Below are 24,392 nucleotides of genomic sequence, written 5' to 3'. Positions count from 1 at the left end.
TCATGCCTCCTTGCGTGTGTTCTCGCGCCACCAGCGGCGACCCGACTCGGGCAGGGTGGCGATCGGGTCGTGGAACGGGTAGCGGCGCGTGAGCGCCTCCGGATCGTCCAGCTCGATCCCGGTGCGGTAGTTCTTGGTCCAGTGCGAGATACCCAACTCGCGGTCATAGGCCGCCAGTTGGTGGACCCAGCGCTTGCCGACGTACGGCACGTCACACACGATCCGCGGGGTGGCGTAGCCCGGCAGGTAGCCCATGATCCGGTGCTGCAGCTCCTGCGCCTCCCAGACCGCGACCCGCCAGTGCTCGGCGTTCGGGATCATGTCGCACATGTAGAAGTAGTACGGCAGGATGTTCGCCTCGCCCTGCAGGACCATGCACAGATCGAGCAGCTCCTTGGGCGTGGTGTTGACGCCCCGCATGAGGACGCCCTGGTTGCGGATGTCCCGCACGCCGGCGTCCAGGGCCGCCCGGGCCGCCTCGGCCACCAGCGGGGTGACCGACTGGACGTGGTTGACGTGGGTGTGCACCGCGATGTTGACCGACCGCCGGGCGGCCGTACGGGCCACCCGCTCCAGGCCCTCCAGCACCTGCGGCTGCAGCCAGTGCTGGGGCAGCCCGGCGAGCGCCTTGGTCGCGAGCCGGATGTCGCGCACGCTCTCCAGGTCCAGCAGCCGCATCAGGAACGACTCCAGCCGCGGCCAGGGCACGTTGGCCACGTCGCCGCCGGAGACGACGACGTCACGGACCCCCGGCGTGCGCTTGAGGTAGTCGATCATCTGGTCCTGGCGGTCGGCCGGCTTCAGGGTGAGCTTGAGCTTGTCCACCTGGGGCGTGGAGCCGCCCACCAGGTCCATGCGGGTGCAGTGGCCGCAGTACTGGGGGCAGGTGGAGACCAGTTCGGCGAGCACCTTGGTGGGGTAGCGGTGGGTCAGGCCCTCGACCACCCACATCTCGGCCTCGTGCAGTGAGTCCCGCTCGGCACAGGGGTGGCTGGGCCACTCCGGGTCGCGGTCGCTCGCCACCGGCAGCATGTAGTGGCGCACGGGGTCGGCGAGGAAGGTCTCGGTGAACGCCACGGGCTCGGTCGGCGCGTGCGGTGCCATGGTGTTGAGCATCTGCGGCGTCAGCAGCGTGGACATCGTCGCGAAGCGCCGGCGGTCCTCCTCCAGGTCCTCGTAGAACCGGTCCTGGAGCAACGGGCCCATCACGGACCGCAGTTGCCGTGGGGTCTTCACGCAGTGGGCACGCTGCCACTGGGCGTCGCGCCACTGCGCCGGGGTGACGTCGCGCCAGCCCGGCAGGCGCTGCCAGTCGGGCTCCACCGGGACGACACGCTCGTACTCGTAGGGCTGCTGGGCGGCGAGCGTGCCCGGCTCCGTTTCCGTCAGGGCGTCCATCTCATTCCTCAGCGTTCGACGTGGGCCGGGTGCCGTGGCGGTGGAGCACGCGCTCCACCAACTCCTCGGCCGCACCCAGATAGTTGGCGGGATCGAGCAGTTCGGGGAGCGTGATGCCGCCGGGGAGGCGGGTCTCGAGGCCGGGCGTCGCCGCCAGGACCTCCTCGAAGGGCCGGCGGCTGGTGACGGCCTCGCGTGCGACGTCGGCCAGCAGCCGCTTCGCGGCGGCCTTGCCCAGCAGCGGAGCGAGCACGGCGTTCAGCCGCTCGGAGACCACGGCACCACCGGTCAGGCGCAGGTTGCGCAGCATGCGGTCGGGGAAGACCTCAAGTCCCGCGGCGAGTTCCGCCGCGGTACGGGCGGCGCCCTCGGCCAGCCGCAGCACCTCGCGCAGCGGCAGCCACTCCGACTGCCAGCCGCCGGCGGAGCGTTCGTCCTCGGCGAGCAGGCTCTGCCCGAGGACCAGGGCGTGCGCGGGTGCCTGCCGGGCCGCGGACACGATCAGCGTGGCGAGCACCGGGTTGCGCTTCTGCGGCATCGCGGAGGACGCCCCGCTGCCCTCGGGCCCCGGCTCCGCCACCTCGTCGACCTCGGTACGGGCCATTCCCAGGACGTCGACGGCGAACTTGCCGAGCCCGCCGGTGACGGCGACCGCGGCCCAGCCGAGGTCGGCGACGGGGGTGCGGGCGGTGTGCCAGGGCGCCTCGGGTGCCCGCAGGCCCAGCTCCGCGGCGAAGGCGGTGGTCAGGGCGGCCGCGTGACCCACGGGGTCGACTCCGGCCAGGCGCGCGTACTCCCGGTGTGCGGCCAGCGTCCCGGCGGCCCCGCCGAGCTGGACGGGCAGGTGGGCCCGGACCCGGCGGACCCGGTCGCTCGCGTCCAGCACCAGGGTGAGCCAGCCGGCCGCCTTGAGTCCGAAGGTGACGGGGACGGCGTGCTGGGTGAGGGTTCGGCCCGCCATGGGGGTGGCCGCGTGCCGGGCGGCGAGTCTGGCCAGCGCGTCGGCCGTCCGGCCGAGGTCGGCGTCCACGCGGTCCAGGGCCCGGGAGGCGAGCACCATGGCGGCGCTGTCCAGGATGTCCTGGCTGGTGCCGCCGCGATGCACGAACTCCGCGGCCTCCTCGTCCCGTTCGGCGACGGCGTCCATGAGGGTGCGGACGAGTTCGACCACCGGGTTGGCGGAGCCGCGGGCACGACGGGCGAGCCGGGTGACGTCGACGGGCCGGGAGCGGACGGCGGCCTCGATGGGAGCGAGCGCCCAGTGCGGGACCACCCCGAGCCGCGCCTGGGCACGGGCCAGGGCCACCTCCACGTCGAGCATGGCCGCGACCCACGCCTCGTCGGACAGCGCCTCCTCACCGCCGGCCCGGACCGGTGACAGCAGGCCGGCGTCGGTGCCGGGGGCGTCGTCGTGGCACCGGTCCGCAGGCCCGGCAACGGCGGCGCGGCCCGCGTCGGGCGGACAGGGGGCGGGGCCGGTGTCGTGCGTCGCTCGCATGGTCAGTCTCCTTCCGCGGTCGCGAACGGCTCGGTGTAGCGGGGCGCCGTCTTGCCCGCGCTCAGGCAGGCCCGCGCGATGGCGTCCGCGTCGCCGAGGATCACCGAGTCCGAGCCGGGTCTGATCCCGGCGGCGGTCGCCCAGTGCACCGCCTCGGTGGGGATGCCGAAGGCGAAGCGGGACAGGTGCACCGCACCGGACGCCTCCACCAGCCGGTACGGCTTGCGGGTCACCGCCAGGCCGCCGGTGAGGTGGCCCGGACGCGCCGGGTTGGCGATCGTGTAGGCGCGGGCGGCGCCCCGCTCCATGAGGTCGCGCAGCAGGGGGTCGCGCGTCAGGCGCACATCGACCTGGGGCAGCCGTGCCTCGATCAGCGTCGACACCTGCTGCTCGGATCCCGGAACGCGCGGCGAGTGCGCGACGAACGCCTTCTCCCCGGGTGCGGTGTCCACCGTCATGCCCGGGCCGACGACGTGCAGCACGCCGGCCTCGACGAGGGCGGCCATCTCCTCGATCCGCGCGAGCGGCGGCCCGATGGACACGTACGCGTTGAGCGGCGTGTACCAGGTCTCCAGGTCGTCGCGGTAGGAGTCGCCGGTGACGCCGGAGTGGTCGACGACGAGGCGCACCTCGTTGCGCAGGTCGCGCATCACGTCCAGAGCGGCTTTCAGGGGGCCGCGCACGTTGCCCCGGCGCGCCTCCTCGATGTCCCGGCGCAGATGGGCGAGGAGCCAGTCGCGGAAGTCGGCGGCGCCGGTGAACTCCCGGTCGCCGTAGGGACGCGCGATCTGCTCCCAGTCCCAGCGCCGGTCGTCCGGGACGCCGAAGTGCCGCAGCACCCGCTCGGCCCGGGCCGAGGGGCCGGGCGCGCCGCCGTCGCCCGGGCGGTCCGGGTCCACGGCGGCGGCCGCACGGAACGCGTCGAGGAAGACGTCGGCGGCGTACCGGTCGCGTTCCTGGGCGATCAGGGCGTGGTAGTAGACCGCCCGTACCTCCAGGTCGACCAGCGGCCACACGTCCCGGGTGAACTCGACCGGCTCGCCCGCGGCGCGGCGCGCCCGCATCGCCCTGACGGCCTCCTCGGTCAGGAACAGCGGGTGGTGCCGGCCGGTGGCTCCCTTCTGGTTCTCGCCGCGGGCGTGGTAGGGCACGCCGCGCCGGGAGCCGGCGACCAGGACGGGTTCGGCGCCGGACGGCCGGTAGCGCAGTGTCCCCTCCTCGCGGACGAAGCAGCCGCCGCGTCCGGTGGTGAGCAGGGCCAGGTAGTCGAAGAAGTTCAGGCCCATGCCCCGCAGGGCCACCCGCTCCCCGGGGGCGATCCGGTCCAGTGGGGCGTCGGCCGGGTTGGCGGGCGGCAGGTAGCCCAGTCCGTGCTCCGCGGCGAACGCCTGCAGCCGGCGTTCCTGCGCGGTCGGCGGCATGTCGACGTGGCCGAGGGCGAGGACGACCGCGTCCAGGCCGGTGAGCCGGGTTCCGTTGTCCAGCGTGACGGTCTGCGTTCCGGCCGGTTCGTCCCGGGCGGTGACGGCGCGGGCGCCGTGCGGCTCGAGCACGACGTGTTCGGGCACGGTGCGCACCAGGCGGTCGAACACCCAGCCCAGGTAGCGCCCGTACAGGGCCCGCGTGGGATAGGAGTCGGGGCCGAGCCTCCTGGCCTCCTCGTACACGTGCGGCGGGTACGGCACGTACGGCTCCAGCCGTTCGAGCAGCTTGGCCCACTCGTACAGGCTGGGGCCGGGCGAGACGGGCCCTTCGCAGGTGACGCTCTCGTCGGTGAACATCGTGACCTGCGAGGCGACGGTGTTCATCAGGAGCACCGGAGGCTGGCTGACGCGCCAGACGCGGCTGCCGAGCCGCAGGTAGGGATCGACCAGATGCAGCACCACCCGCTGCCCGGTGGCGGTGGCGTTGGCACAGACGCGCTCGGCCACGGACAGCCCTCGGGGGCCTGCCCCGATCACGCACAGGGTCGTGGCATCGCTCTCTGCCATGAGGGGGTTCCTTCCTTCGTTCGAGGTGACCACGTGTCCGCCGACAGGTGCGCGCCCTCCGGCGTTCCTGCGGCTCCCCCGGCCCGCCGGACGGCGAGCCGGGGGCGGGGGGCCGGGGGCGGGGGCCGCCGGGCGGACGACGCGGCGTCGGGGCCCGCCTAGGCGGACGCGTGGCCGGGGCCGGTGAGAAGGGTGGCCCAGCGGGTCCGCAGCTCGCGCTTGAGGACCTTGCCGGTGACCCCCGTGGGGAAGTCGGCGGGCTCGCGCGCCACGATCACCTCGGCGAGCTGCGCCAGTCCGGCCGCGGCAAGGGCCTTGCCGGCCTGCTCGCGCAGTGCGTCCGCGGCGGGCTCCGCGATCCCCGGCTGTGTGCGCACCACCGCGATCGGGCGGTGTCCGGCGCCGTCCGCCGCGGGCACGCCCACGACGGCGCAGTCCTGGACGACGTCGGCGCAGTCGGCGAGCAGCACCTCCTCCAGCGGCAGGCTGTAGACGGGGCCGTCGGCGGTGTCGATGACGTCCACGGTCCGGTCGAGGTGGTAGAAGTTGCCGTCCTCGTCCTTGCGGGCGACGTCTCCGGTGAGCCAGTAGCCGTCGAGTTCGAAGCTGCGCGTGAGGTCCGGGTCGTTCCAGTAGCCGGGTGTGCGCGACGGCGTCTTCACGGCCAGCAGGCCGACCGTGCCGACGGGCACCTCACGGCCGTCGGTGTCCAGGACGGCGGCGGCGGTGACGACTTCCGTGGGCTTGCCGACACAACGGTCGTTGCGTTCCGTCTCCGGCGTCGTGACCTGTCCGAAGAGTGCCATGCCCATCTCGGAGGAGCCCAGGCCGTCGATGAACTGCGAACCGGGCAGCGGCTCCGCGGCGTCGTGGTCGCGGGGCAGCAGCCACGGCTTGATCAGGCCGGCGGGGCGCTCGCCGAGCTGTACGAGGCGCCTGATGTGGCCGTAGTGGGCACCGTCACCGGTGTTGAACCAGCTGTGCACCCGGGCGGCGGCCTCGACCGGCAGTTCCCCCGTGGCCAGTTCGACGAAGGTGCGCGGGAAGGAGGCGACCATGGTGGGCCGGAAGGCCTTCATGACCGGTTCCACGACCGACCGGCGCCAGTCGCCCATGACCACCGTGGGCAGTCCCAGGAGGGTGGCGGTGAGGAAGTAGCTGAGACCGCCGGCGTGCGTGTGCGGCATGAGGGACATCAGCCGGTCCTCGGGCTGGGCGGGGAACCGCTCCATCCTCGGCTCCTTGCCGGCCCAGAACTGCCGATGGGCGAGCATCGTCGACTTCGGCGTCCCGGTCGTGCCCGAGGAGTGGATGAGCGCGACCACCTCGTCGGGGGCGTGCCGGTGGGGGTATCCGGCCGGGAGCGCGCCGTCCGCCGGGTCGTACGCGCGGATCTCGGCGGCCGGTACGACGAAGCGCGGCCGGCGTCGGTTGCCGTCGGCGCGGTAGGCGGCGACGAGCCGCGTCGGGTCGTCCGCCACCAGGCCGACGGCGCCCACGTGGTCGATGTAGCGGATCGCGGTGCGTTCCGGCATGGCGTTGTTGATCAGCGCCGGGATCGCGCCGAGCGCGGTCAGCGCCAGGAAGTGCAGCAGCGGCTCCAGTCCCTCGGCGACGAACACCGCGACGGGCTCGCCCGGCCGGACGCCGTTGGTCAGGTACCAGTGGGCGTAACGGTCGCGCAGCGCGGCGAGGTCGGTCAGGCTGTGGCCGCGCAGGACGACCTGGCCCCGGTGGTCCGTGGAGTGGCTGTAGGCGTACGGGACGCGGCTGTTGGGGTTGGCTTCGAGGGCCTTCTGCAGGAAGTTGCCGGCGCCCAGGTCGGGATCGGTCATGAACTGCCGGCGCACTTCGAGCGGGGCGATGGGGCTGAGGTCGGTCACCGTGTACTCCCTGAGGTCGGATAGCGGTCGGCCACCTCGGCGGCAGCCCTGTGGCCGGAGCGGATGGCGCCTTCCATCAGCCCGAAGAACTCGGTGCTCGTCTCGGTGCCGGCCCAGTGGACGCGGCCGTGCGCCCGGGTCAGACGGGGGCCCTGGGCGATCCAGTCGCCGGGGCCGAACAGGGCCGCGTAGCAGCCGCGGCTGTAGGGCTCGTCCAGCCAGTTGGTGACGTGGAAGCCGACGGGCTCGGGCAGGCCGGGGAAGATCCGGGCGGCCTGGGCGACGGCGGCGGCGCGCTGCTCGGCGAGCGGCAGCGCCGCGTAGCGCTTGGCCTCCTCGCCGGTGACGAAGCCGGTGAGGACGCCCACCGAGCCGGCGGGCGAGTCGTCGACCGTGGACAGCAGCGGCCCGTCGGAGCTGACCGACCAGCCGGACAGGCCCGACTCCCGCCAGAGCGGGGAGGGATGGACGAGGTGGACCTTGACCGCGCAGCCGGGCGCGGTGCGCTCGCTGGAGCGGGGTGCGGGCAGGCCCGGGCGGAAGTCGATCCGGTCCGCGAGCACCGGCGGCACGGCGACCACGACCGCGTCGGCACGGTACTCGCCGCCCGCGGACCGCACGCGCACGCCGTGGTCGTCCTGGTCCACGGCCAGCACCGGCTCCGCGAGGCGGACGCGGTCGCCGAGCCTGGCGGCCAGCGCCTCGCACAACCGGTGGGCACCGCCGTCGATCCGGGACTCCTGGGCGCCTCCGGCGAAGGCGTTGAGGTAGCGCAGGCCGCCGCCGGAGCGCAGGTAGAACGCCATGTGCAGGACGGAGACGTCGGCGGGGTCGGCCGCCATCATCTCGCCGAGGAAGAGCGGGAAGAACAGCCGGGCGTCGGCGTGCCGGAGGTTCCGCTCGGCCCACTCGGCGGCGGTCGTGGTGTCCAGGCGCTCGGCGTCCGGGGTGAGCCAGGGCGCGTCCACCCGGACGGCCCGGGTCACCTCGTCGAGCAGGTCGAACATCTCGCCCAGGGCGACCGCGCTCAGCGGCGGGAAGCGGCCCGGCACGGACCGCACGTCCGGGGTGCGGCCGTCACCGGCGGACAGGGCGAACCGGCTGGCGCCCTCCATGGTGGTCGGCACCGCCTTCAGGTCCGTCTCGGCCATCAGGGCCAGCAGTGCGGTGTGGCGCTCGCCCAGGTAGGCGGCACCGGCGTCGGCCCACTGGCCGTCCGCCACCTCGATGCCGTGCATCCGGCCGCCGACGCGGTCGCGCGCCTCCAGCACCCGGACGTCGGCTCCGCGTGTGACGAGGCCGGTGGCGGCGGTGAGACCGGCCAGGCCGGCGCCTATGACGAGGACCTTCACCGGGCCACGCCCGCGATCTTCTTCGCCAGCCCGCCGGGAGTGGGCGCGTCCAGCAGGTCCTCGAACGTCAGCTCCACGTTCTGGGCCCTGGCGACGGCGCTGAGGATGCGGGTCCCCAGCAGCGAGTCGCCGCCCAGCAGGAAGAAGTCGGAGTCGGCGGAGACGTTGTCCGTCTCCAGTACGCGTTTGTATATCGCGACGATGTCGTCGGTGCTCATCAACTGTCCTCGTCTGTGGTGCCGTTGTGGGGTGGATGCCGTCGCGCCGTGAATGCCGTCGGGCGGTGGCGCGGGCGTAGGCGTGGGCGTGCGGCCGGGACCGGGTCGGCTCAGGTGGTGCCGGGCGCCGCCCGCCGGGTCCTCAGGGGCGGGGCTGCGCGGCCGCCCGTGGCTCGTGCCGCCGGTGGGTCGCGGCGCGGTCGACCTTGCCGCTGGCGGTCAGGGCGAGTTCCGGGACGACGGTCACCCGGTGCGGTACGAGATGGGCGGGCACGGTCTCCCGCAGATACGCCAGGACTTCCTGGGGCAGGGTGCCGGCGGCGTTGGCGTGCTGGGGCACGAGATAGGCGGTCATGGCGGTGCGGCCCCCGGTCCAGGAGCCCACGACGGCAGCGGCGCTCACCAGAGGGTGACCGGTCAGATGGGCCTCGACCTCCGCGGGGTCGACGCGGATGCCCCGCACCTTGATCTCGGCGTCGAGCCGGCCCTGATGCACGAGCAGGCCGTCGGCGCGCCGGCTGACCCGGTCCCCGGTGCGGAACCAGCGCGCGGGGCCGTCCGGGTCCTGCCGGGTGACGAAGCGCTCCGCGGTGGCGTCCGGCAGGTGCCGGTAGCCGAGGGCCAGCGAGGGCCCGGAGACCAGCAGTTCGCCGTCGTCACCGATGGCGTCCCGCACGTGCGGGAGGGGGGCGCCGATGGGCACCCGCTCGTTCTCGCCCCACCATGCGCCGTCCCCCGGCGCCTGCGGGCCGTGCAGGTCGACGGCGTGGGTGATCAGCGTGGTCTCGGTGCAGCCGTAGGTGTTGACGAGCCGTATGTGCCCGGTGTCGAGGGCGCGCCAGTCGGCCAGCCGGGCGGGGCTGACCGCCTCCCCTCCGATGACGACGGTGCGCACGCAGGCAGGCAGGGGCGTGGCGTCCTCGGCCAGGTGCAACACGAGTTCGTGCCAGAAGGCGGTGGGCAGGTCGAGCAGGGTGACGCCCTGTGCGGCGACGGCCTTCAGCAGCCGGGGCAGGGAGCCGGTGTACGCCTCGCTGTGGAACACGAGCGTCGCGCCGGAGGTGAGGGCGGGCAGGATCTCCTCGAAGCAGGTGTCCCAGTTCAGGGAGGCGAACTGCAGGACCCGGTCGGAGGGTTGGAGTCCGAAGAGGGCGTGCAGCGAGGTGACGGCGGAGTCGAGGGCACGCCGTGGGGTGACGACGGGCTTGGGCGCGCCGGTGGAGCCCGAGGTGAACAGGGTGTACGCCGGCAGCTCGGGGTCGGGGCGGGTGGCGGACGTGCCGGTCTCGGCGGGCGGTGCGCCCTCGGGCCACGGGTCCGGGTCGGCGTCGAGCACGCGCACGACGCCCTCGGTTCCGTCCGGGACCGTCGCGCCGGGCCTGGCCGCGATCACCGTCCGGCAGCCGGCGGCCTCCAGCAGCGCCCGTCGGCGGGCGGCGGGGAAGGCCGGGTCGACGGGGCAGTAGCTGCCGCCCGCCGCGAGCACGCCCAGCAGGGCGGTCACGGTCGCCGGGGAGCGGTCGGTGAGGACTCCCACGGGTCCGGGCGACGGGCCGAGCCGGGCCGCCGTGGCCCGGACCCGCCACAGCAGTTCTCCGTAGCTCAGTTCGCGGCCGTCGTGCCAGATCGCGGTTTTCTCGGGATGGATAAGGGACACCCTCTGCAGAGTGTCGATCAGGTGCGCCATGAGTTTTGAATTCCATTCGACGCCACTACGGGCTGTTCCAGATGATGGAAAAATTCGAGAATGGTGCGCTCATTTCGGTGCGGGCTCGACGCTAGCACCGTCACACCCCGGAAAGCCAACCGAAATATGACCGTGACGCGCGTCACAAGGAATTGCGGCGGGCATGCCGCTGAGGCAGGGTTGCCCGGGGTCGGCGAGTGGGGTATGAAAAGGGGGAATCTACGAAGGAGGCCGTCGAGTATGGCAGAGCCGTTCCAGATACGGATCGTCGTGCGCGGGTACGAACTCGACACGCAAGGGCATCTCAATCAGGCCATCTACCTGCAGTATTGCGAGCACGCACGCTGGGAGAGCCTGCGCGCGGCGGGCATTTCGCAGGACAAACTGATTTCGACCGGCATCGGCCCGGCCGTGCTGGAGAACACCATGCGGTTCCGGAATGAATTGCGTGGCGGCGATGAAGTCGACGTGACCTGCACATGGGTGTGGGGCCAGGGGAAGATATTCCACGTCGAGCAGCAGATCCGCCGGACCGACGGCGTACTGGCAGCCGAGTTGTCGAGTGTCGCCGGCCTCATCGACCTGAGCCGGAGAAAACTGATCGAGAACCCGGCCGAGCACTTCCACAAGCTGGCCGACCGCCCCGAGTTCATGGGGTTCTGAGCGCCACGGAGAAGCGCGGCGCGAGCGCCCGCCGGGAGATTTCAGCCGCTTATCGCGGCGGATCCCCGCGGGCGTTTTCCGTTTTCCTGGCGGTACCTGAATTCATGTTTCTCTCCCCCGTCGGTCCCACTCGGTCGCGCGCCTCAGTCGCGTCGGCGCCACGGGCCGGCCTGGGACAGCGCCAGCACCGCCCGCCCGATGTCCGTTCCCTTGCGCCCGAGCAGCTCGGCGTACCGGCGCAGCATCTGGTTCTCCCAGTTCAGTTCGGACTGCGGCAGCCCCGCCGTCCGGCGCTGGGCGTGGTAGTGCCTGGCCAGCTCGGCCCGGCGCAGCACCATCGCGATGATCTGTCCGTCGAGGTTGTCCAGCAGCGCGCGCAGGTCGCCCTCGTCGTGCGCCCGTTCCACCGTCGTCGGATGTGCCGGCACCGTCCGCGGGCGGTGCGCGCCCCGGGGTGCGGGCTGGCGCCTGGACTCCACCGGTGAGCTCACGGCTGCTCGTGCCGTTCGGCGCGGACGCGAGCGACGGACTCCGGCCGCCCGCGCGTCTCGGGGGCGGGCGGGAGCGCCTTGGGGGCGCCGGCGGCGCGGCCCGGTGCCGTGCCGTGTTCGCGGCTGCGGGCCGGAGTGTCGTACGGGTTCCCGGATACGAGGACGTGTGTCGGCATGGTGCGGTTGTCTCCCATGGTCGAGTGGGGTCGGTCTCGGTGGTCACAGTGATCTGTTCGACGAGCACGTCCGCCGGGTGGCGCCGGCCCCGGACACCGCGCACCGGCCACCGCCGGACGGCACAACGCGCCGGCTCGCCGGAGCACCGGGCGACGCCGCACGCGCGCACTCCGGAGCCGCGCCGGGCAGCGCCGTGCGCCCGCGGGCCGCGGCACCGCCCCGGAACACCGCACGCGCGCACCTCGGAGCCCCGCGGGAGGCCACCGCGCACCCGTGTGCCGACGGTGACCCGGACAGGTCCGGCACGGTGGAACGGATCGCCGGGCCGGAGCCGAGCGGTACCGACACCTCGTCAGAGGAGCGGCGAGCGGCCATGGCTGGGCGGCGGACCTGGCGTGCCTCGACACCGCCACCGTACGCCGGACGGGCCCGCGCGGCCGAGCGGTCCCCGGCCGGCCCCCCGTGCGGCACGGCCGAGCCGGACCGTGCGCGCCCCTCCTCAGCGCACGGGCCGCACAACGGGGCACGGGAAGGCCGTGCCCCGCCCCCCGGCCGGGCTCTTCGGCACCCCGGCCCCGTCGCGCGCCGGACGGACGCGGCGACGGCCGTTGCCCCCCGAACCCGGTCGCGGCGACCGTCACCGGGCACACGAAACCCCCGTACGCCGCCCCCGACGACAGCCCGGCACACCCGGTCGGCGACGCCGCTCGGACCGGACCGGTTCGGCCGGGCCCTCGCCGGACGATGCCCGAACCCGCGCGGCAACGGACTGAAGCCCGACGGCCCGTCGAGTCCCCCGGGCGGAGGGCCGCCCCTCGACGGGCCGCGCCCCGGGCTCCCCCGACCCGGCGCGCCCCCCGGCCCCGTCGCCCGCCGGACGGACGCGGCGACGGCCGTTGCCCCCGAGCCCGGTCGCGACAACCGTCGCCGGGCACACGAAACCCCCGTACGCCGCCCCCGACGGCAGCCCGGCACACCCGGTCGGCGACGCCGCTCGGACCGGACCGGTTCGGCCGGGCCCCTGTCCTCCGAGACGCCGGACGCCTCGGTCGATGGTCTGTCAGTTCTGCCTCGACGACGGTCACGTGAACGCGACCGTCGTCGCATGGCGCTTCGCACACCAGAGGCCCCCGTTTCGGCCCGTCAGTGAAGAGCGTGATCCCAATGGTGACGCGGGAGGCCGGCCGGCCACATCCCCCGTAGCCGCACGCCCTCCCCCGTTCACTCATCGAGGACGTGCGACGGCGAGCCAAACACAGTGGCGGGGTCAACTCAATGTCTTTAGCTGCCGCTAAATTCATTGACCGGCAGAGGCGCCGTGGCCATCCTTGTCCCTGACCATTGCTTGTTCGTGGCCTCCGAGGTGGTCTCACCCGAGAGGGCCACACCGCACCAGCTCACGCCAGCAAGGACCGGGGGAAAGCGTTGTTCTGTCGTGGCGTCAACGCCGCACGGCTCAGAGCGCGTGTCGAAGGAGTTCTCACGCCTCACACGCCGCCTCATTCTCGACCCGCCGTTCGTACGGCGCCGTGACGCGCGAACACTGCGCGAACAGCACGTGAACAACGCTTAATTCAACCGCGCCCACCGTCCGGGCGCGCTGTTTCTCCCTTTCCGCACGTGCGGGCTGCGTTTGGCCATATTCCGCGCAAACAGGGGTCTCCCGCCCCCGCCATCCAGGAGAACTCGAGTGTCAGAACGCCAGCAGCAAGACGTCGTGGTCGTCGGCAACGGGGCGGTCGGAGCGTCCATCGCCTTCGAACTGTCGCGCCGGGGATTCGGCGTCACCCGCGTAGGACGGTCCGACCGTCCGTACGCCGCCTCCCGGGCCGCCGGAGCCATGCTCGGCTGCTTCGGCGAGGTGACCACCTCCCTGCTGGAGAGCGACCACGGACGCGCCAAGCTGGACATGGACCACCAGGCGCGCCGCTACTGGGAGCAGTGGGACCGGGACCTGAGCGAGAGCTCCGGGGACGAGGCCTCGCTGTTCACCGCGAAGGGCACCTTCGTCCTGCTGAACACCATGGGGTCGGCCCCGGTCGACTCCGGGAACATGCACGCCATCGAGGCCGCCCTCGGGGAGTACAACGAGCCGTACGAGACCGTCGACCCGGAGGAGTTGGACTGGCTGGCGCCCAACGACCTCTCCCGCTCCCTGAGGGGCCTGTGGATCCCGGGTGAGCACGCCGTCGACTCGCACCGGCTGCTGGCCAAGCTCGACCAGTCCCTCGTGCGGCTCGGCGGCCGGATCGTCGACGGCCAGGTGCGGCGGCTCAGCGTCGCCGGGGGCCGGGTCGTCGGCGTGGAACTGGAGTCCGGGGACGTGCTGAGCGCGGAGCACGTGGTCATCGCGGCCGGCGCCCAGTCCCTGACGCTGCTGGACGGGCTGGAGGACGTCCGCCGGCGCATCCCTCCGATGGTGAGCGGCTACGGGGTCTCCGCCCTGGTGGAGACCGAGGACCGCGCCCTGCCCTCCTCCGTGATACGCACCCCGAACCGCGCCTTCGCCTGCGGCCTCCACTGTGTCCCGCGCGCCGACGGCGTGCTGTACCTGGGAGCCACGAACATCATCTCCCGGGAGCCGAGGCAGTTCGCGGCGGTGGGAGACCTGCAGTTCCTCCTGGGCTGTGCGGTGGACCAGCTGCACACCAACCTCGCCGAGGCGGCGCTGCTGTCGGTGCAGGTCGGCAACCGGCCGGTGCCCGCCGACGGCTTCCCCCTGCTGGGTTCCGCCGGCGTCGAGGGCCTGTGGCTCGCCACCGGCACCTACCGCGACGGCCTGCACCAGTCGCCGCTGCTCGCCCGTCACCTGGCCTCCCAGCTGGAGGGCAAGGGCGGGGAGTACGACTTCCTGTCCTCGTTCGCGCCGGTGCGCGCGCCGCTCGCGACGGGCACGCGTGAGCAGATCGTGCGCACCACGGTGGACCACATGATGGCCACCGGCTACGAGCACAAGTGGAACGTCGTCTCCGAGTGGCCGCCGCGCATCGAGCGCCACCTGCGCCGCTACTACACGGCCACGGTCGAGGAGCTGCATCCGCGCTTCACTCCGCCGGCCGAGCTCGTCGCGGCGATGACGGACGAGATCCACGACGCCCTGGTCGGCTACTACCAGGCCTGGTCATGACGCGGGACGAGAGGACCGAGGCCGTGCTCGGCCAGGCCCGCGAGCGCCTGGCCGCGGCGGGCGTGTGGGACGTGGACGGCGATCTGTCCGCCCTCGTCGACCGCTTCCTCGTCCGGTCCGATCCCGACGCGGCGCTCGCGGAGTTCGAGACGGCGGTCGCCGAACGGTGCGACCGCATCCCGCTCGGCCACATCACCGGGTCCGTCCTCTTCGACGGCCTTCAGTTCGCGGTCGGCAGCGGTGCCTTCGTCCCGCGCTCGCAGAGCACCGCCCTGGTGGAGTGGGCGGCCGGGGACGACGTCCTGCCGCCGGGCGGCCGGGTGCTCGACCTGTGTTCCGGCGTCGGCGCCCTGGGGATCGCCCTGGCCGCGCGCCGCCCGGACGTGACCGTCACCTGCGTGGAGCGCGACGACACGGCCGTGCAGTACCTGCGCCGCAATGTGGCACGGCACGCCAAGGCGACCTCGGAGGTGACGGTCGAGGTCAAGGACCTCCTGGATCCGCGGTGCCTCGACGAACGGGCCGGCGGCGTCGACCTGGTGCTCGCCAATCCGCCGTACGTCCCGCCGGACGTCAGGCTGCTGCCGGAGTGGTCCGTGCACCACCCCAGGGCCGCCGTCTACAGCGGCCAGGACGGCCTCGACCTGATCCGGGCCGTGGTCGGCCACGCCACCACGGTGCTGCGGCCCGGAGGCCGCCTCGCGCTGGAGCACGACGACGAACAGCCGGCCGTCGTCCGCGAACTCCTCGCCGCCGAGGGCTTCTCGGAGGCGACCACCCTCTCCGACTCGGACGGCGATCCACGCATCACCGTCGCACGCATCACCCCACAGGAGAACGCATGACGCCGCCACCCTCTTCGAGCAGCAACTGGATGGCAATCCGACGGGACCGCACGTCCTCGACGCTGGACCGTGCCTTCGCCGAGGAGCTCACCGGCCACACGGTGACCGCACGCGACGGCAAACGGGTGACGCTGCGGGACGGCTCGACGGTCACCGAGTTCGTCTCCTGCTCGTACCTCGGCCTGGAGTCGCACCCGGCCCTCGCCGAGGCAGCGATCGAGGCCACCCGTGCCTTCGGTGTGCACCTGTCGTCCTCGCGCAACCGCATGCGGCCCCACTACCTGCCCGAACTGGAAGAACTCCTGGGGCAGATCTACCCGGGGACCGCCCCGTGCGTCTTCACCTCCACCAGCAACGTGCACCTGGGCGTGCTGCCGCTGCTGGGCTCAGGGTCGCTGCCGAGCTATCCGGTCCCGCACGAGCCGCACTTCCTCGTCGACCAGACCGCGCACGCCTCCATGCAGGTCCTGCGGGGCATCTTCGAGCAGTTCGGGCCGGTGAGCCGGTTCCGCTCCGGTGAGTCCGGCTCCGTGCGCGAGGCCCTGGAGCGGGCGCGGGAACAGCGCCGGACACCGATCATGCTCGTCGACGGCGTGGGCTCCATGAACGGGCTGGTACCGGTCGCGGAACTCGCCAAGCTGACGGCGGAGGCGGGCGGTTACCTCTACGTCGACGACGCCCACGGCATCTCCATCGAGGGCGCGTCCGGCTCGGGCTACGCCATGCACGCCTTCGGCGGCCGGTTGCCGGAGAACGTGATCCTCGCCGGGTCGCTCTCCAAGGGCTTCGGCGGCTCCGGCGGCTTCCTGCTCGCCGCGACGCAGCAGGACGTGGCCGTGGTCCGCAAGCTGGCCAACCCGCTGGTCTTCGGGCACTCCGTCATGGTGCCGATGATGGCCGCCAACGTCGCCGCCGCGCGCGTCCACCTGTCCCCCGAGATGGCGGCCCTCCAGGAGCGCCTGTGGGCCAACGCGGCCCACCTGGACGAACTCACCGGCGGCAAACTCGCCAACGCCCAGGTGCGGTCCCCCATCCGCGGCGCCGTCTTCGACTCGGAGGACGCCGGACTGGAAGCGACCAGGCTGCTCAAGCGCCGCGGCGTCATCATGCTGCCGGCGTTCTATCCCACGGTCCCCGAGGGCAGCGCCCTGCTCCGGTTCGCCCTCTCGGCGCTGCACGCCCCGGAGGACATCACCCTGCTCGCCACCACGCTGGAGGAGGTCGGAGGGTACGGCTCCGGCACCCGGGGGACGTCCGGGGCGGCGGCCCGTGGCTGAGGACACCGTGCTCTCCCCGCCGCCGGCCGTCAGGCTGGGCCGCGAGCTGCGGCCGCTGGCCGCCTCCAACGTCGCCACCTACGTGGGCGACGGGCTGTTCTACGTGACCGCGGCCCTGTACTTCACGCAGGTCGTGGGGCTGAGCCCGGTCGTCTACGGAGCGGCCCTGACCGTCGCCTGGCTGGTGGCCATGGGGCTCAGCGTCCCGGTCGGCCACCTCGCCGACCGCTTCAACCCGCGGACGGTCACGGCCGTACTGCTCGTCCTGACCGGCCTGGCCACCTGCGTCTACCTCGTCACCCACCAGGTGCTGGTGTTCTTCGCCGCCGCCTGTGTGTTCACCACCTCCACCGAGGGCACCCACTCGGCACGCTCGGCACTGATCGGCCGGACGTTCCCGGCGGACCAGGTGACCCGGGTCCGCGCGGTCCTCATCTCCGCCTCCAACGCCGGACTCGCCCTCGGCGCGGCGCTCGGCGCGCTGACCATCGCCTCGGGCACGGCGGGCGCGTACCGGCTCGGCTTCGCCCTGGACGCGGCGACGTTCTTCCTCTCGGCCGCGCTGCTGCTGAAGGTGCCCTCGCCGAAGGCGCCGGAGCCATCGGAGGAGGACGAGGCAGAGCCGGCCGGCGGCGGCTCGGTGCTGGGCGTCTTCCGCGACCGGGGCTATGTCCTGCTGGGCGTCCTCAACATGCTGATGACCCTGCACATCCCGCTGACCGACGTGGCCCTGCCGCTGTGGGTCGTGCGGCAGACGGACGCCCCGGCGTGGAGCATCGCCGTCCTGTTCGTCGTCAACACCCTGCTGGTGGTGCTGTTCCAGTACCGCCTGTCCAAGGGCGTGGAAAGCGTCGACGACGGTGTCCGCGGCATCCGGCTGGCCGGCCTCCTCCTCTTCGTCGGCATGGCCCTGTACTCGGTGTCGGGGATGCCGAGTTCACCGTGGGCGGCGACCGCGCTGCTCATCGCGGCCGCCGCGGTGCTCACCCTCGGTGAGATGCGGCAGACGGCCACGATGATGGAGATCAGCTTCCGGCTGGTGCCGGGCGAACGGTACGGGCAGTACCAGGGGTTCTTCGGGATGGGGTCCACCCTGTCCGAGGCCGTCGGCCCGCTGGTTCTCACCTGGCTGATCCTCTACCAGCGCACCTGGGGCTGGCTCCTGCTCGGCGTCGTCTTCCTCGTCGCCGGGCTCGCCGTGCGCCACGCCGTCGACCTGGCCCGCCGGTCACCACTCGTGAGGGAGAACGCCCAGTGACGGCAGACCGGCCGGTGCTCCTCGTGCTCAGCGCGAGCCACCGGGTCATCGAGAAGGCCACCGGCCTCGGCCTGGACGTCGTGCACATCGAGGCGCCGTCGATCGCCGAGCCCGAGCTGGAGCCGCTGTGCCTGCGGACGATCCAGACGGACCTGCTGGACGTCCCGGCCGTCGTCGAGCTGGCGGCGGAACTCGACCGCGAGTTCCACTTCGCGGGGGTGCTCAGCAACCACGAACCCGCCTGCCCCGCCGCGGAGGCGGCGGCCCTCCACCTCGGGCTGCGCGCCGCCGGCAAGGGCGTGACGTCCCTGCTGCGTGACAAGGCACGCACCCGGGAGGCCCTGGACGCGGACGGCCCGCCCGGCACCTGCTGGTCACGCGTACGCTCGGCCGCCGACATCCGCGCCGTCGCCCGCACCGCGGGCTATCCCGTGATGGTCAAGCCCGCGGACGGCTCGGCAAGTCTGGGCGTCGTCAAGGTGAACGGCCCGGACGAGGTCGACGCGGCCTGGGAGCAGGCTCGACGGACCCTGCGCAACGAACACCGCTACCACGACGTCCTCCCGGTGACCGACTACCTCGTGGAGCCCTTCGTCGAGGGGGAGGAGTACAGCGTCGAGACCTTCTCCCGCGAGGGCCGCCACGAGGTCTGCGCCGTCGTGCGGAAGATCACCGACGCCGCGTTCGTGGAGACCGGGCACATCGTCCCGGCCGGTCTGGACGAGCCGCTCGCGGACGCGGTCGCCTCCGCCGTACGGCTGCTGCTCGACCGGGTGGGACTGCGCGAGGGACCGGCGCACACCGAGGTGATCGTCCGCGACGGCGAGGTGCATCTCCTGGAGTCGCACGCCCGCACCGGCGGGGACGGCATCCCCGCGCTGGTACGGCTGGTCACCGGCCGGGACCTGGAACTCGACATGATCGCCCATTTCGCGGGCCTGCCGCTGCCCCGCCCCGTCCCGCCGGTGGCCCCGGCCGCCGCCAAGGCGTACCTGGTGGCCGGCGCCCCGGGCCGGGTGCGCGCGGTGACGGGGCTGGAGGCGGCCGCCGCGGGACCGGACGTGCGCACGGCGGACGTGTGGGTCCTGCCCGGCGACACGGTACGGCCGGCCACCGCGAGCTGGGAGCGGCTCGGCGAGTTCGTCGCCGTCGGCGCGACCGCGCGGAGCGCCTGGGCCGCCGCGGACGGCGCCGCCCGCGCCATCACCCTTGATCTGGAGGCGGAGTGAGACTCCTCGACGACCTCGCGGTCGACCGGCAGGTCCTGCTGGACGCGCAGGCGGAGAACCTCGAACTGATGCGCCGGGCCGTCCTGGCGTCCGAGACCTGTACGGCGTTCGGGCCGTCCGCCCGGCTGCTCACCTCCGACGGGCTGGCCGGGATCCCGCCGACCACACGCGAGCAGCTGGCCGACTGGGGGGCCCGCCCCGCGGCACCCCACCGGATCACCTCGGGCGACACCCGGCTGATTCTGCGCTCGAGCGGCTCGTCCGGCCGGGTGCGGACGCTGCGGCACGACCGGCTCTTCAACGAGCGGGTGGAACTGCTCGGCGCGCGCGGACTGTGCTGCGACGGCCTCGGCGACAACCCGGCCGTCGTCAACGCCATGGCCCCGGGCGACCTGTTCGGCGGGTACGGCTTCGTCGACGCGGTCCTCGCCCGCCGCGGCGCCGCCGTGCTCCCGGCGGGGACCTCCCTGCCGGCGGCCCATCTCGCCGAGCTCATCGACGACGTGGACGTACGGGCCCTGGTGAGCCTGCCCATCCACATCGAACGGCTCCGGGCGGCCGTCCCCGAGGCCATGGCCCGGCTGACGGCCGTCTACTACATCGGTGACCGGATGGACGCCACCCTGACCGAGTGGTTCGCCGCGAACGGCACCCGCGTCAGGTCGTTCGCCTACAGCACCACCGAGACCGGTCCGATCGGCTACCAGTGTGCCCGTCTCACCGGCGCCGAACACCATGTGCACGAGGACCTCGTCATCGCCGAGGTCCTCGACGACGAGGGGCGGCGGCTGCCCGACGGCGTGGCGGGCTCGCTGGCGGTGACCGTGCTCGCGACCACGGGGGCGGCACTGGTCCGCTACCTGGTCGGCGACCACGCGGTGCTGCGTCCGTCGGACTGCCCGTGCGGGTCGCCCGCCCGGATCCTGCGCATCGGCGACCGCGACGGCGCCTCGGCGAACATCGACGGCACGGTCGTCACCAAGGCCATGTTCGACGAGGCGCTGCGTCCGGCCGGGCTGCCGGAGGACGGCGTCTACCAGGTCGACGTCACCACCCGTGACGGCCTCTTCTCACTGGTGCTCAGAGGTGCGGCGCTGGCCCGCGTCACCGACGAGGCCTGCGCGGCCGCCCTGGCCAAGCACCAGACGTTGTGCATCCTCACCGACTCCTCGCGCTTCGCCGGGCTGAGCGTGGAAGCAGGCGAACCACCCCGTGCCACGACCCGGGGGAAGGTCCAGTTCTTCTGGCACGAAAGGAACACCGATGACTGACCAGGCGAAGGCCGGCGGGACGGACCCGGCCGAGGTCCTCACTCCCTACCGCGACCGTCTCGACGCGATGGACGAGCAGATCCTCGGTCTGCTGACGGCGCGCATGCAGGTGTGCCTGGACATCGCACGGCTCAAGGCAGAGCACGGCATTCCCATGATGCAGCCCGAGCGCGTCGGGCTCGTCGTCGGACGGGCCCGTGCCCATGCCGCGGCGCACGGTCTGCCACAGGAGTTCCTGGCGGACGTCTTCCAGCGCGTCATCGACGAGACCTGCGCCCAGGAGGACGCGCTGATAGCCCGGTTGACGCGTGAGGAAGCCCGGTGAAGATCCTCCTCGTCGACAACTTCGACTCCTTCACCCTGAACATCGCGCAGTACCTCTACGAGGTCTCCGGCACCATGCCCGTGGTCGTGCCCAACACCACGCCGTACGAGGAGCTGCCCCTGGGCGAGGTGGACGCCGTCGTGCTGTCCCCCGGGCCGGGACGGCCCTCGCGGCACGCGGACTTCGGCGTGTGCCGCGACGTCATCGCCGCCTGCGAGGTCCCGGTCCTCGGGGTGTGCCTCGGGCACCAGGGCATCGCGGAGTTCTTCGGTGCGCGCACCATCCACGCGCCCGAGCCGGTGCACGGCAGGGTGGACACGATCCGGCACACCGGCACCGGGCTGTTCGCGGGCCTGCCCCAGGACCTGCCGGTGGTGCGGTACCACTCGCTGATCGCCACCGACCTCCCCGACTGCCTGGTCCGCACGGCGTGGAACAGCGAGGGTCTGGTGATGGCGGTGGCCCATCGCGAGAAGCCGCTGTGGGGCGTGCAGTTCCACCCCGAGTCGATCGAGACGCAGGGCGGCCGGGAGCTGCTCATCAACTTCCTCTCCATGGCGGCCGGCCGGCGCACCGGCCCGGAGGCCGCCGAGCCGGTTCCGCCGCCCGCGGTGCAGGCGTTCTGGCGGGTGGGCGGTTCGACGCGGCTCCGGCTGGACATCAGCGAGCTGGAGGCGCCGGGCACCCCGCTCGAGGAGTTCACCGCCCGCTACTCCGGGCGGCCGCACAGCTTCTGGCTCGACGCGGAGGGCAGCGACCGCCCGGGCTCCCGGTACTCCATGATGGGGGCCTGGGACGGCGAGGGGAGCGTCGTGCTCTCCTACGACCTGACGGACCGCCGGCTGACACTGAGCGGCGAGGGCCGGTCCGAGCAGGTCACCGGTGACGTCTTCGACCTGCTGGAGCAGATCACGCGTTCGGTGGAGGTGCGGGCGCCCGAGGGCTGTCCGCTCCCCTTCCAAGGCGGTCTCGTCGGCTACTTCGGGTACGAGCTGAAGGCCCTGACCATCGGCAACGAGACCCGTCCCGCCCCCGAACCCGACGCCTGGTTCCTGCACACGCGTACGTTCCTGGTCTTCGACCACCACGAGGACCGGGCCTTCGAGTACCGGCTGACGCCCGTCGACGCGTCGCCCGGCGCGGCCCCCGCGGGTGCCGCGACCACGGCGGCGGCCGGCGTCACGCCCGGCCGGCCCGGCGCGGCGCGGGGCTACCGGCCGGGACCCGTCGCGGAGGAGCTCCTGCACCTCAGGGACGGCCGGGACGCCTACCTCTCGCTGGTCAAACAGGCCCAGCAGTACATCCTGGACGGCGAGACGTACGAGGTCTGCCTGACCAACAAGGCGCGTGTCCCCGAGGTCGGGGACGGGCTGGGCGCCTACCGCGAGATGCGGGCCGTCAGCCCCGTCCCCTACGGCGCCTACCTGCGCTGCGGCGGCATCGAGGTCCTCAGTTCCTCCCCCGAGACGTTCCTCAGGGTGGACGGGAACCGGGTGGTGGAGTCGCGGCCCATCAAGGGCACGCGCCCGCGGGGTGCCACCCCGGAGCAGGACGCCGCGCTGAAGCGGGATCTGCTCGCCTCGCCCAAGGACCGTGCCGAGAACCTGATGATCGTCGACCTGGTGCGGCACGATCTCAACGCTGTCTGCGAGCCGGGCAGCGTCCACGTCCCCGAGGCGTTCGTGGTGGAGAGCTACTCGTCCGTCCACCAGTTGGTCTCGACGATCCGGGGCCGGCTGCCGTGGAACCGCTCGGCGCTGGCCGCCGTACGGGCCTGCTTCCCCGGCGGTTCGATGACCGGTGCGCCCAAGAAGCGTACGATGGAGATCATCGACGAGTTGGAGAGCGAGGGCCGCGGCATCTACTCCGGCGCCCTCGGCTGGCTGTCGTTCTCCGGTTCCCTCGACCTCAGCATCGTGATCCGTACGGCCGTCGTGCGCGACGGTTCGGCCACGTTCGGGGTGGGAGGAGCGATCACCTCGTTGTCCGATCCCGACGAGGAGTTCCAGGAGATCCTGGTGAAGGCCAGTGTCCCGCACCACGGGCTGCGCGCCGGCAAACGGGAGGCGCAGTGACAGCGGCACGCCGGTTCGTCGTGCTCGGAGCCGCCGGACTGGTGGGGCGCTGGGTGCTGCGCAGCCTGGTCGGCGACGACGACCGGGTGACGACCGTCGACCGGGCCGGGCGGGCCGAGCACCTCGCGGACGTGACCGAGCCTCCCGAGGCCGTGCGCGCGGCCGTCGCCGCGGCGGACGTCGTGGTGCTGGCCCTTCCGGAGGAGACCGCCGCGCACTGCCTGGGCTGGATCGCGCGGACCGCCTCCGGACGGGCGGTGATCGTCACCACCTGCTCGGTGCAGGGCCCGGTGTTCGACGGCGCCGCGGAACTCGGGGTCGGCCAGCTCGTGCTGGGGGTGAACCCGATGTTCTCCCCCACGCTCGACTCGGCGGGCCGCCCGGTGGTCGTCGTGGCGCGGCACCCGGACGACGCCGAGGTGGATCTGGTCCGGGCGAGGCTCGAGGACGGGGGCATGGTGGTCTCCGTCATGGGCCCGCAGGAACACGACACCGCCATGTCCCTGTTGCAGACGCTGCCCCACGCCGCGGTGCTCGCCTTCGCCACCGCGCTGCCGCAGCATCCGGTCGCCGTGGAGACGCTGATGCGGATCGCACCGCCGCCCGCCCGGATGCTGATCGCGCTGGCCTGCCGCATCCTGAGCGCGCCGGCCGAGGTCTACTGGGACATCCAGAGGGCGAACCCGCAGAGCGCGCCCCGCCGCGCCGAGTTGCTCCGGTCGCTGGGCCATCTCGACAGCGTGGTCGCGGGCGGCGACGAGACCGGCTTCCGCGCCGCGCTGGCCGCCGCGGCGGACTGGCTCGGCCCGCACACGGAGACCGGCGCGCGGGAGTGCCACCGTCTGTTCGACCAGTTGCAGACCCCGTCGGCGGACGGCCGGCCGGAGCGTGCTGCTCCGGCCGGCCCGCCCGGCGTCAGCGCTTGAGGTCGGCGGCCAGCGCCGCGTAGATGTACTCGCTGCCCCAGCGGTCCCCGTCGAGGTCGTTCTCCACCAGGTGGGCCTCGCGCCGCATCCCCAGGCGCTCGCAGAGCCGGACCGAGGCGACGTTCTCCACGTCGAGACGGGCGAACACCCGGTGCACGCCCAGCTCGTCGAAGGCCAGCACGGCGAGGGCACGTGCGGCCTCGGCGGCGTAACCGTGCCCGTGGAAGCGGGGGTTGAAGACCCAGCCGATCTCGGCCTGGTGGGCGTGCGAGTCGGCGAGCTTGAGCGTCACCTCGCCGACGACGCCCGGCTCGCTCTTCCGGCAGACGGCGAGGACCAGTTCGTCCCCGTCCTGCACCCACGCCGGGGCCTTGGCCGTCTCGGCGACGACCTCCTCGCACCGCTCACGGGTGCGGGGCGGGCGGTAGAGGTAGCGGGCGACCTCCTCCAGCCTCTGGTAGTCGTACATGTCGTCGACGTCGCTCGGCGTGAACAGCCGCAGCTCGAGGCGGTCGGTGGCCAGGGGCAGCAGGGGAGCAAGGTCCATGCGTCGTCTCCGGGGGTTCCGGCGGTGCGGCCGGCAGGCAGGGGGTGTGATCGGCAGTCCATCTTAGGACACCACCATGCTCCTCACAGGGTGAGCGGGGCCTCTTTCGCCGCCTCAACCTCAGGTTTTTCCAGCCGAGTTGGCAAGCGGTACG

General features: G+C 73.0%; 20 protein-coding genes. 10 read left to right on the top strand and 10 right to left on the bottom strand.

Annotation, left to right across the window (positions count from 1 at the left end; genetic code table 11):
* From ACZ7HQ_RS08200 to ACZ7HQ_RS08170, 7 genes are all read right to left on the bottom strand, one after another.
* Entirely contained in the window at nucleotides 1–1,398 is a 1,398-nt protein-coding gene (locus ACZ7HQ_RS08200; RefSeq protein ID WP_470986328.1) for a KamA family radical SAM protein, read from the bottom strand.
* Nucleotide 1,399: 1 nt separating this feature from the next.
* The gene (locus ACZ7HQ_RS08195; protein WP_470986325.1) at nucleotides 1,400–2,896 is read right to left on the bottom strand and encodes a class-II fumarase/aspartase family protein; all 1,497 of its coding nucleotides are present in this window, start codon (nucleotides 2,894–2,896) and stop codon (nucleotides 1,400–1,402) included.
* A gap of 2 nt (nucleotides 2,897–2,898) precedes the next feature.
* Nucleotides 2,899–4,887 (bottom strand): FAD/NAD(P)-binding protein, encoded by a 1,989-nt coding sequence (locus ACZ7HQ_RS08190; RefSeq protein WP_470986322.1) that lies wholly within the window; start codon nucleotides 4,885–4,887, stop codon nucleotides 2,899–2,901.
* A 158-nt stretch (nucleotides 4,888–5,045) separates the two neighbouring features.
* Entirely contained in the window at nucleotides 5,046–6,770 is a 1,725-nt protein-coding gene (locus tag ACZ7HQ_RS08185; RefSeq protein WP_470986319.1) for a class I adenylate-forming enzyme family protein, read from the bottom strand.
* Entirely contained in the window at nucleotides 6,767–8,122 is a 1,356-nt protein-coding gene (locus ACZ7HQ_RS08180; RefSeq protein WP_470986316.1) for a flavin monoamine oxidase family protein, read from the bottom strand. Before ACZ7HQ_RS08180 ends, ACZ7HQ_RS08185 begins: the two co-directional genes overlap by 4 nt.
* Nucleotides 8,119–8,340: a phosphopantetheine-binding protein gene (locus ACZ7HQ_RS08175; protein WP_470986313.1), complete on the bottom strand. Its 222-nt coding sequence runs from the start codon at nucleotides 8,338–8,340 to the stop codon at nucleotides 8,119–8,121. Before ACZ7HQ_RS08175 ends, ACZ7HQ_RS08180 begins: the two co-directional genes overlap by 4 nt.
* A gap of 142 nt (nucleotides 8,341–8,482) precedes the next feature.
* Nucleotides 8,483–10,027 (bottom strand): amino acid adenylation domain-containing protein, encoded by a 1,545-nt coding sequence (locus tag ACZ7HQ_RS08170; RefSeq protein WP_470986310.1) that lies wholly within the window; start codon nucleotides 10,025–10,027, stop codon nucleotides 8,483–8,485.
* A 240-nt stretch (nucleotides 10,028–10,267) separates the two neighbouring features.
* On the opposite strand from ACZ7HQ_RS08170, the gene ACZ7HQ_RS08165 reads away from it, so the two are divergent.
* Nucleotides 10,268–10,690: an acyl-CoA thioesterase gene (locus tag ACZ7HQ_RS08165; RefSeq protein WP_470986307.1), complete on the top strand. Its 423-nt coding sequence runs from the start codon at nucleotides 10,268–10,270 to the stop codon at nucleotides 10,688–10,690.
* 143 nt (nucleotides 10,691–10,833) lie between these two features.
* Here the strand turns inward: ACZ7HQ_RS08165 and ACZ7HQ_RS08160 are convergent, their stop codons facing one another.
* Both ACZ7HQ_RS08160 and ACZ7HQ_RS08155 read right to left on the bottom strand, forming a co-directional pair.
* Nucleotides 10,834–11,181, bottom strand: a complete 348-nt coding sequence (locus ACZ7HQ_RS08160) for a chorismate mutase family protein (RefSeq protein ID WP_470986305.1) — start codon at nucleotides 11,179–11,181, stop codon at nucleotides 10,834–10,836.
* Nucleotides 11,178–11,357: a hypothetical protein gene (locus ACZ7HQ_RS08155; RefSeq protein WP_470986303.1), complete on the bottom strand. Its 180-nt coding sequence runs from the start codon at nucleotides 11,355–11,357 to the stop codon at nucleotides 11,178–11,180. Before ACZ7HQ_RS08155 ends, ACZ7HQ_RS08160 begins: the two co-directional genes overlap by 4 nt.
* A 1,691-nt stretch (nucleotides 11,358–13,048) precedes the next feature.
* Between ACZ7HQ_RS08155 and ACZ7HQ_RS08150 the strand changes: the two genes are divergently transcribed.
* From ACZ7HQ_RS08150 to ACZ7HQ_RS08110, 9 genes are read left to right on the top strand one after another with little or no spacing between them, the layout of a single operon-like run.
* Nucleotides 13,049–14,485, top strand: a complete 1,437-nt coding sequence (locus ACZ7HQ_RS08150) for an NAD(P)/FAD-dependent oxidoreductase (protein ID WP_470986301.1) — start codon at nucleotides 13,049–13,051, stop codon at nucleotides 14,483–14,485.
* Nucleotides 14,482–15,330 (top strand): N5-glutamine methyltransferase family protein, encoded by an 849-nt coding sequence (locus ACZ7HQ_RS08145; protein WP_470986298.1) that lies wholly within the window; start codon nucleotides 14,482–14,484, stop codon nucleotides 15,328–15,330. Before ACZ7HQ_RS08150 ends, ACZ7HQ_RS08145 begins: the two co-directional genes overlap by 4 nt.
* A gap of 29 nt (nucleotides 15,331–15,359) precedes the next feature.
* On the top strand, nucleotides 15,360–16,607 hold the full coding sequence (locus ACZ7HQ_RS08140; protein ID WP_470986296.1) for an aminotransferase class I/II-fold pyridoxal phosphate-dependent enzyme: 1,248 nt from the start codon (nucleotides 15,360–15,362) through the stop codon (nucleotides 16,605–16,607).
* A complete protein-coding gene (locus tag ACZ7HQ_RS08135) occupies nucleotides 16,600–17,865 on the top strand; it encodes an MFS transporter (RefSeq protein ID WP_470986294.1) in 1,266 nt (421 codons plus the stop codon). Before ACZ7HQ_RS08140 ends, ACZ7HQ_RS08135 begins: the two co-directional genes overlap by 8 nt.
* Nucleotides 17,862–19,094, top strand: a complete 1,233-nt coding sequence (locus ACZ7HQ_RS08130) for an ATP-grasp domain-containing protein (protein WP_470986293.1) — start codon at nucleotides 17,862–17,864, stop codon at nucleotides 19,092–19,094. The genes ACZ7HQ_RS08135 and ACZ7HQ_RS08130 overlap by 4 nt, the downstream gene beginning before the upstream one ends.
* Nucleotides 19,091–20,365, top strand: a complete 1,275-nt coding sequence (locus ACZ7HQ_RS08125; RefSeq protein ID WP_470986291.1) for a phenylacetate--CoA ligase family protein — start codon at nucleotides 19,091–19,093, stop codon at nucleotides 20,363–20,365. Before ACZ7HQ_RS08130 ends, ACZ7HQ_RS08125 begins: the two co-directional genes overlap by 4 nt.
* Complete coding sequence (locus ACZ7HQ_RS08120; RefSeq protein WP_470986289.1) at nucleotides 20,358–20,690, top strand: chorismate mutase; 333 nt, start codon at nucleotides 20,358–20,360, stop codon at nucleotides 20,688–20,690. The genes ACZ7HQ_RS08125 and ACZ7HQ_RS08120 overlap by 8 nt, the downstream gene beginning before the upstream one ends.
* Nucleotides 20,687–22,765, top strand: coding sequence for an aminodeoxychorismate synthase component I (gene pabB / locus ACZ7HQ_RS08115; protein ID WP_470986286.1), 2,079 nt, complete (start codon nucleotides 20,687–20,689; stop codon nucleotides 22,763–22,765). The genes ACZ7HQ_RS08120 and pabB overlap by 4 nt, the downstream gene beginning before the upstream one ends.
* Nucleotides 22,762–23,691, top strand: a complete 930-nt coding sequence (locus tag ACZ7HQ_RS08110; RefSeq protein ID WP_470986284.1) for a prephenate dehydrogenase dimerization domain-containing protein — start codon at nucleotides 22,762–22,764, stop codon at nucleotides 23,689–23,691. Before pabB ends, ACZ7HQ_RS08110 begins: the two co-directional genes overlap by 4 nt.
* Here the strand turns inward: ACZ7HQ_RS08110 and ACZ7HQ_RS08105 are convergent.
* Nucleotides 23,681–24,238, bottom strand: a complete 558-nt coding sequence (locus ACZ7HQ_RS08105; protein WP_470986281.1) for a GNAT family N-acetyltransferase — start codon at nucleotides 24,236–24,238, stop codon at nucleotides 23,681–23,683. The two genes, ACZ7HQ_RS08110 and ACZ7HQ_RS08105, sit on opposite strands and share 11 nt — an antisense overlap.
* Nucleotides 24,239–24,392 lie beyond the last annotated feature (154 nt).

This window comes from Streptomyces sp. NPDC037290, from assembly GCF_055603245.1.
The sequence above is the reverse complement of the archived record's forward strand: the minus strand, read 5'-3'. Positions and strand labels throughout refer to the sequence as shown.

Excerpts from the sequence above, each read along its gene's own strand:
- ACZ7HQ_RS08200 (WP_470986328.1), bottom strand. The coding sequence starts at position 1,398 with ATGGACGCCCTGACGGAAACGGAGCCGGGCACGCTCGCCGCCCAGCAG.
- ACZ7HQ_RS08195 (WP_470986325.1), bottom strand. The coding sequence starts at position 2,896 with ATGCGAGCGACGCACGACACCGGCCCCGCCCCCTGTCCGCCCGACGCG.
- ACZ7HQ_RS08190 (WP_470986322.1), bottom strand. The coding sequence starts at position 4,887 with ATGGCAGAGAGCGATGCCACGACCCTGTGCGTGATCGGGGCAGGCCCC.
- ACZ7HQ_RS08175 (WP_470986313.1), bottom strand. The coding sequence starts at position 8,340 with ATGAGCACCGACGACATCGTCGCGATATACAAACGCGTACTGGAGACG.
- ACZ7HQ_RS08170 (WP_470986310.1), bottom strand. The coding sequence starts at position 10,027 with ATGGCGCACCTGATCGACACTCTGCAGAGGGTGTCCCTTATCCATCCC.
- ACZ7HQ_RS08165 (WP_470986307.1), top strand. The coding sequence starts at position 10,268 with ATGGCAGAGCCGTTCCAGATACGGATCGTCGTGCGCGGGTACGAACTC.
- ACZ7HQ_RS08155 (WP_470986303.1), bottom strand. The coding sequence starts at position 11,357 with ATGCCGACACACGTCCTCGTATCCGGGAACCCGTACGACACTCCGGCC.
- ACZ7HQ_RS08145 (WP_470986298.1), top strand. The coding sequence starts at position 14,482 with ATGACGCGGGACGAGAGGACCGAGGCCGTGCTCGGCCAGGCCCGCGAG.
- ACZ7HQ_RS08140 (WP_470986296.1), top strand. The coding sequence starts at position 15,360 with ATGGCAATCCGACGGGACCGCACGTCCTCGACGCTGGACCGTGCCTTC.
- ACZ7HQ_RS08120 (WP_470986289.1), top strand. The coding sequence starts at position 20,358 with ATGACTGACCAGGCGAAGGCCGGCGGGACGGACCCGGCCGAGGTCCTC.
- ACZ7HQ_RS08105 (WP_470986281.1), bottom strand. The coding sequence starts at position 24,238 with ATGGACCTTGCTCCCCTGCTGCCCCTGGCCACCGACCGCCTCGAGCTG.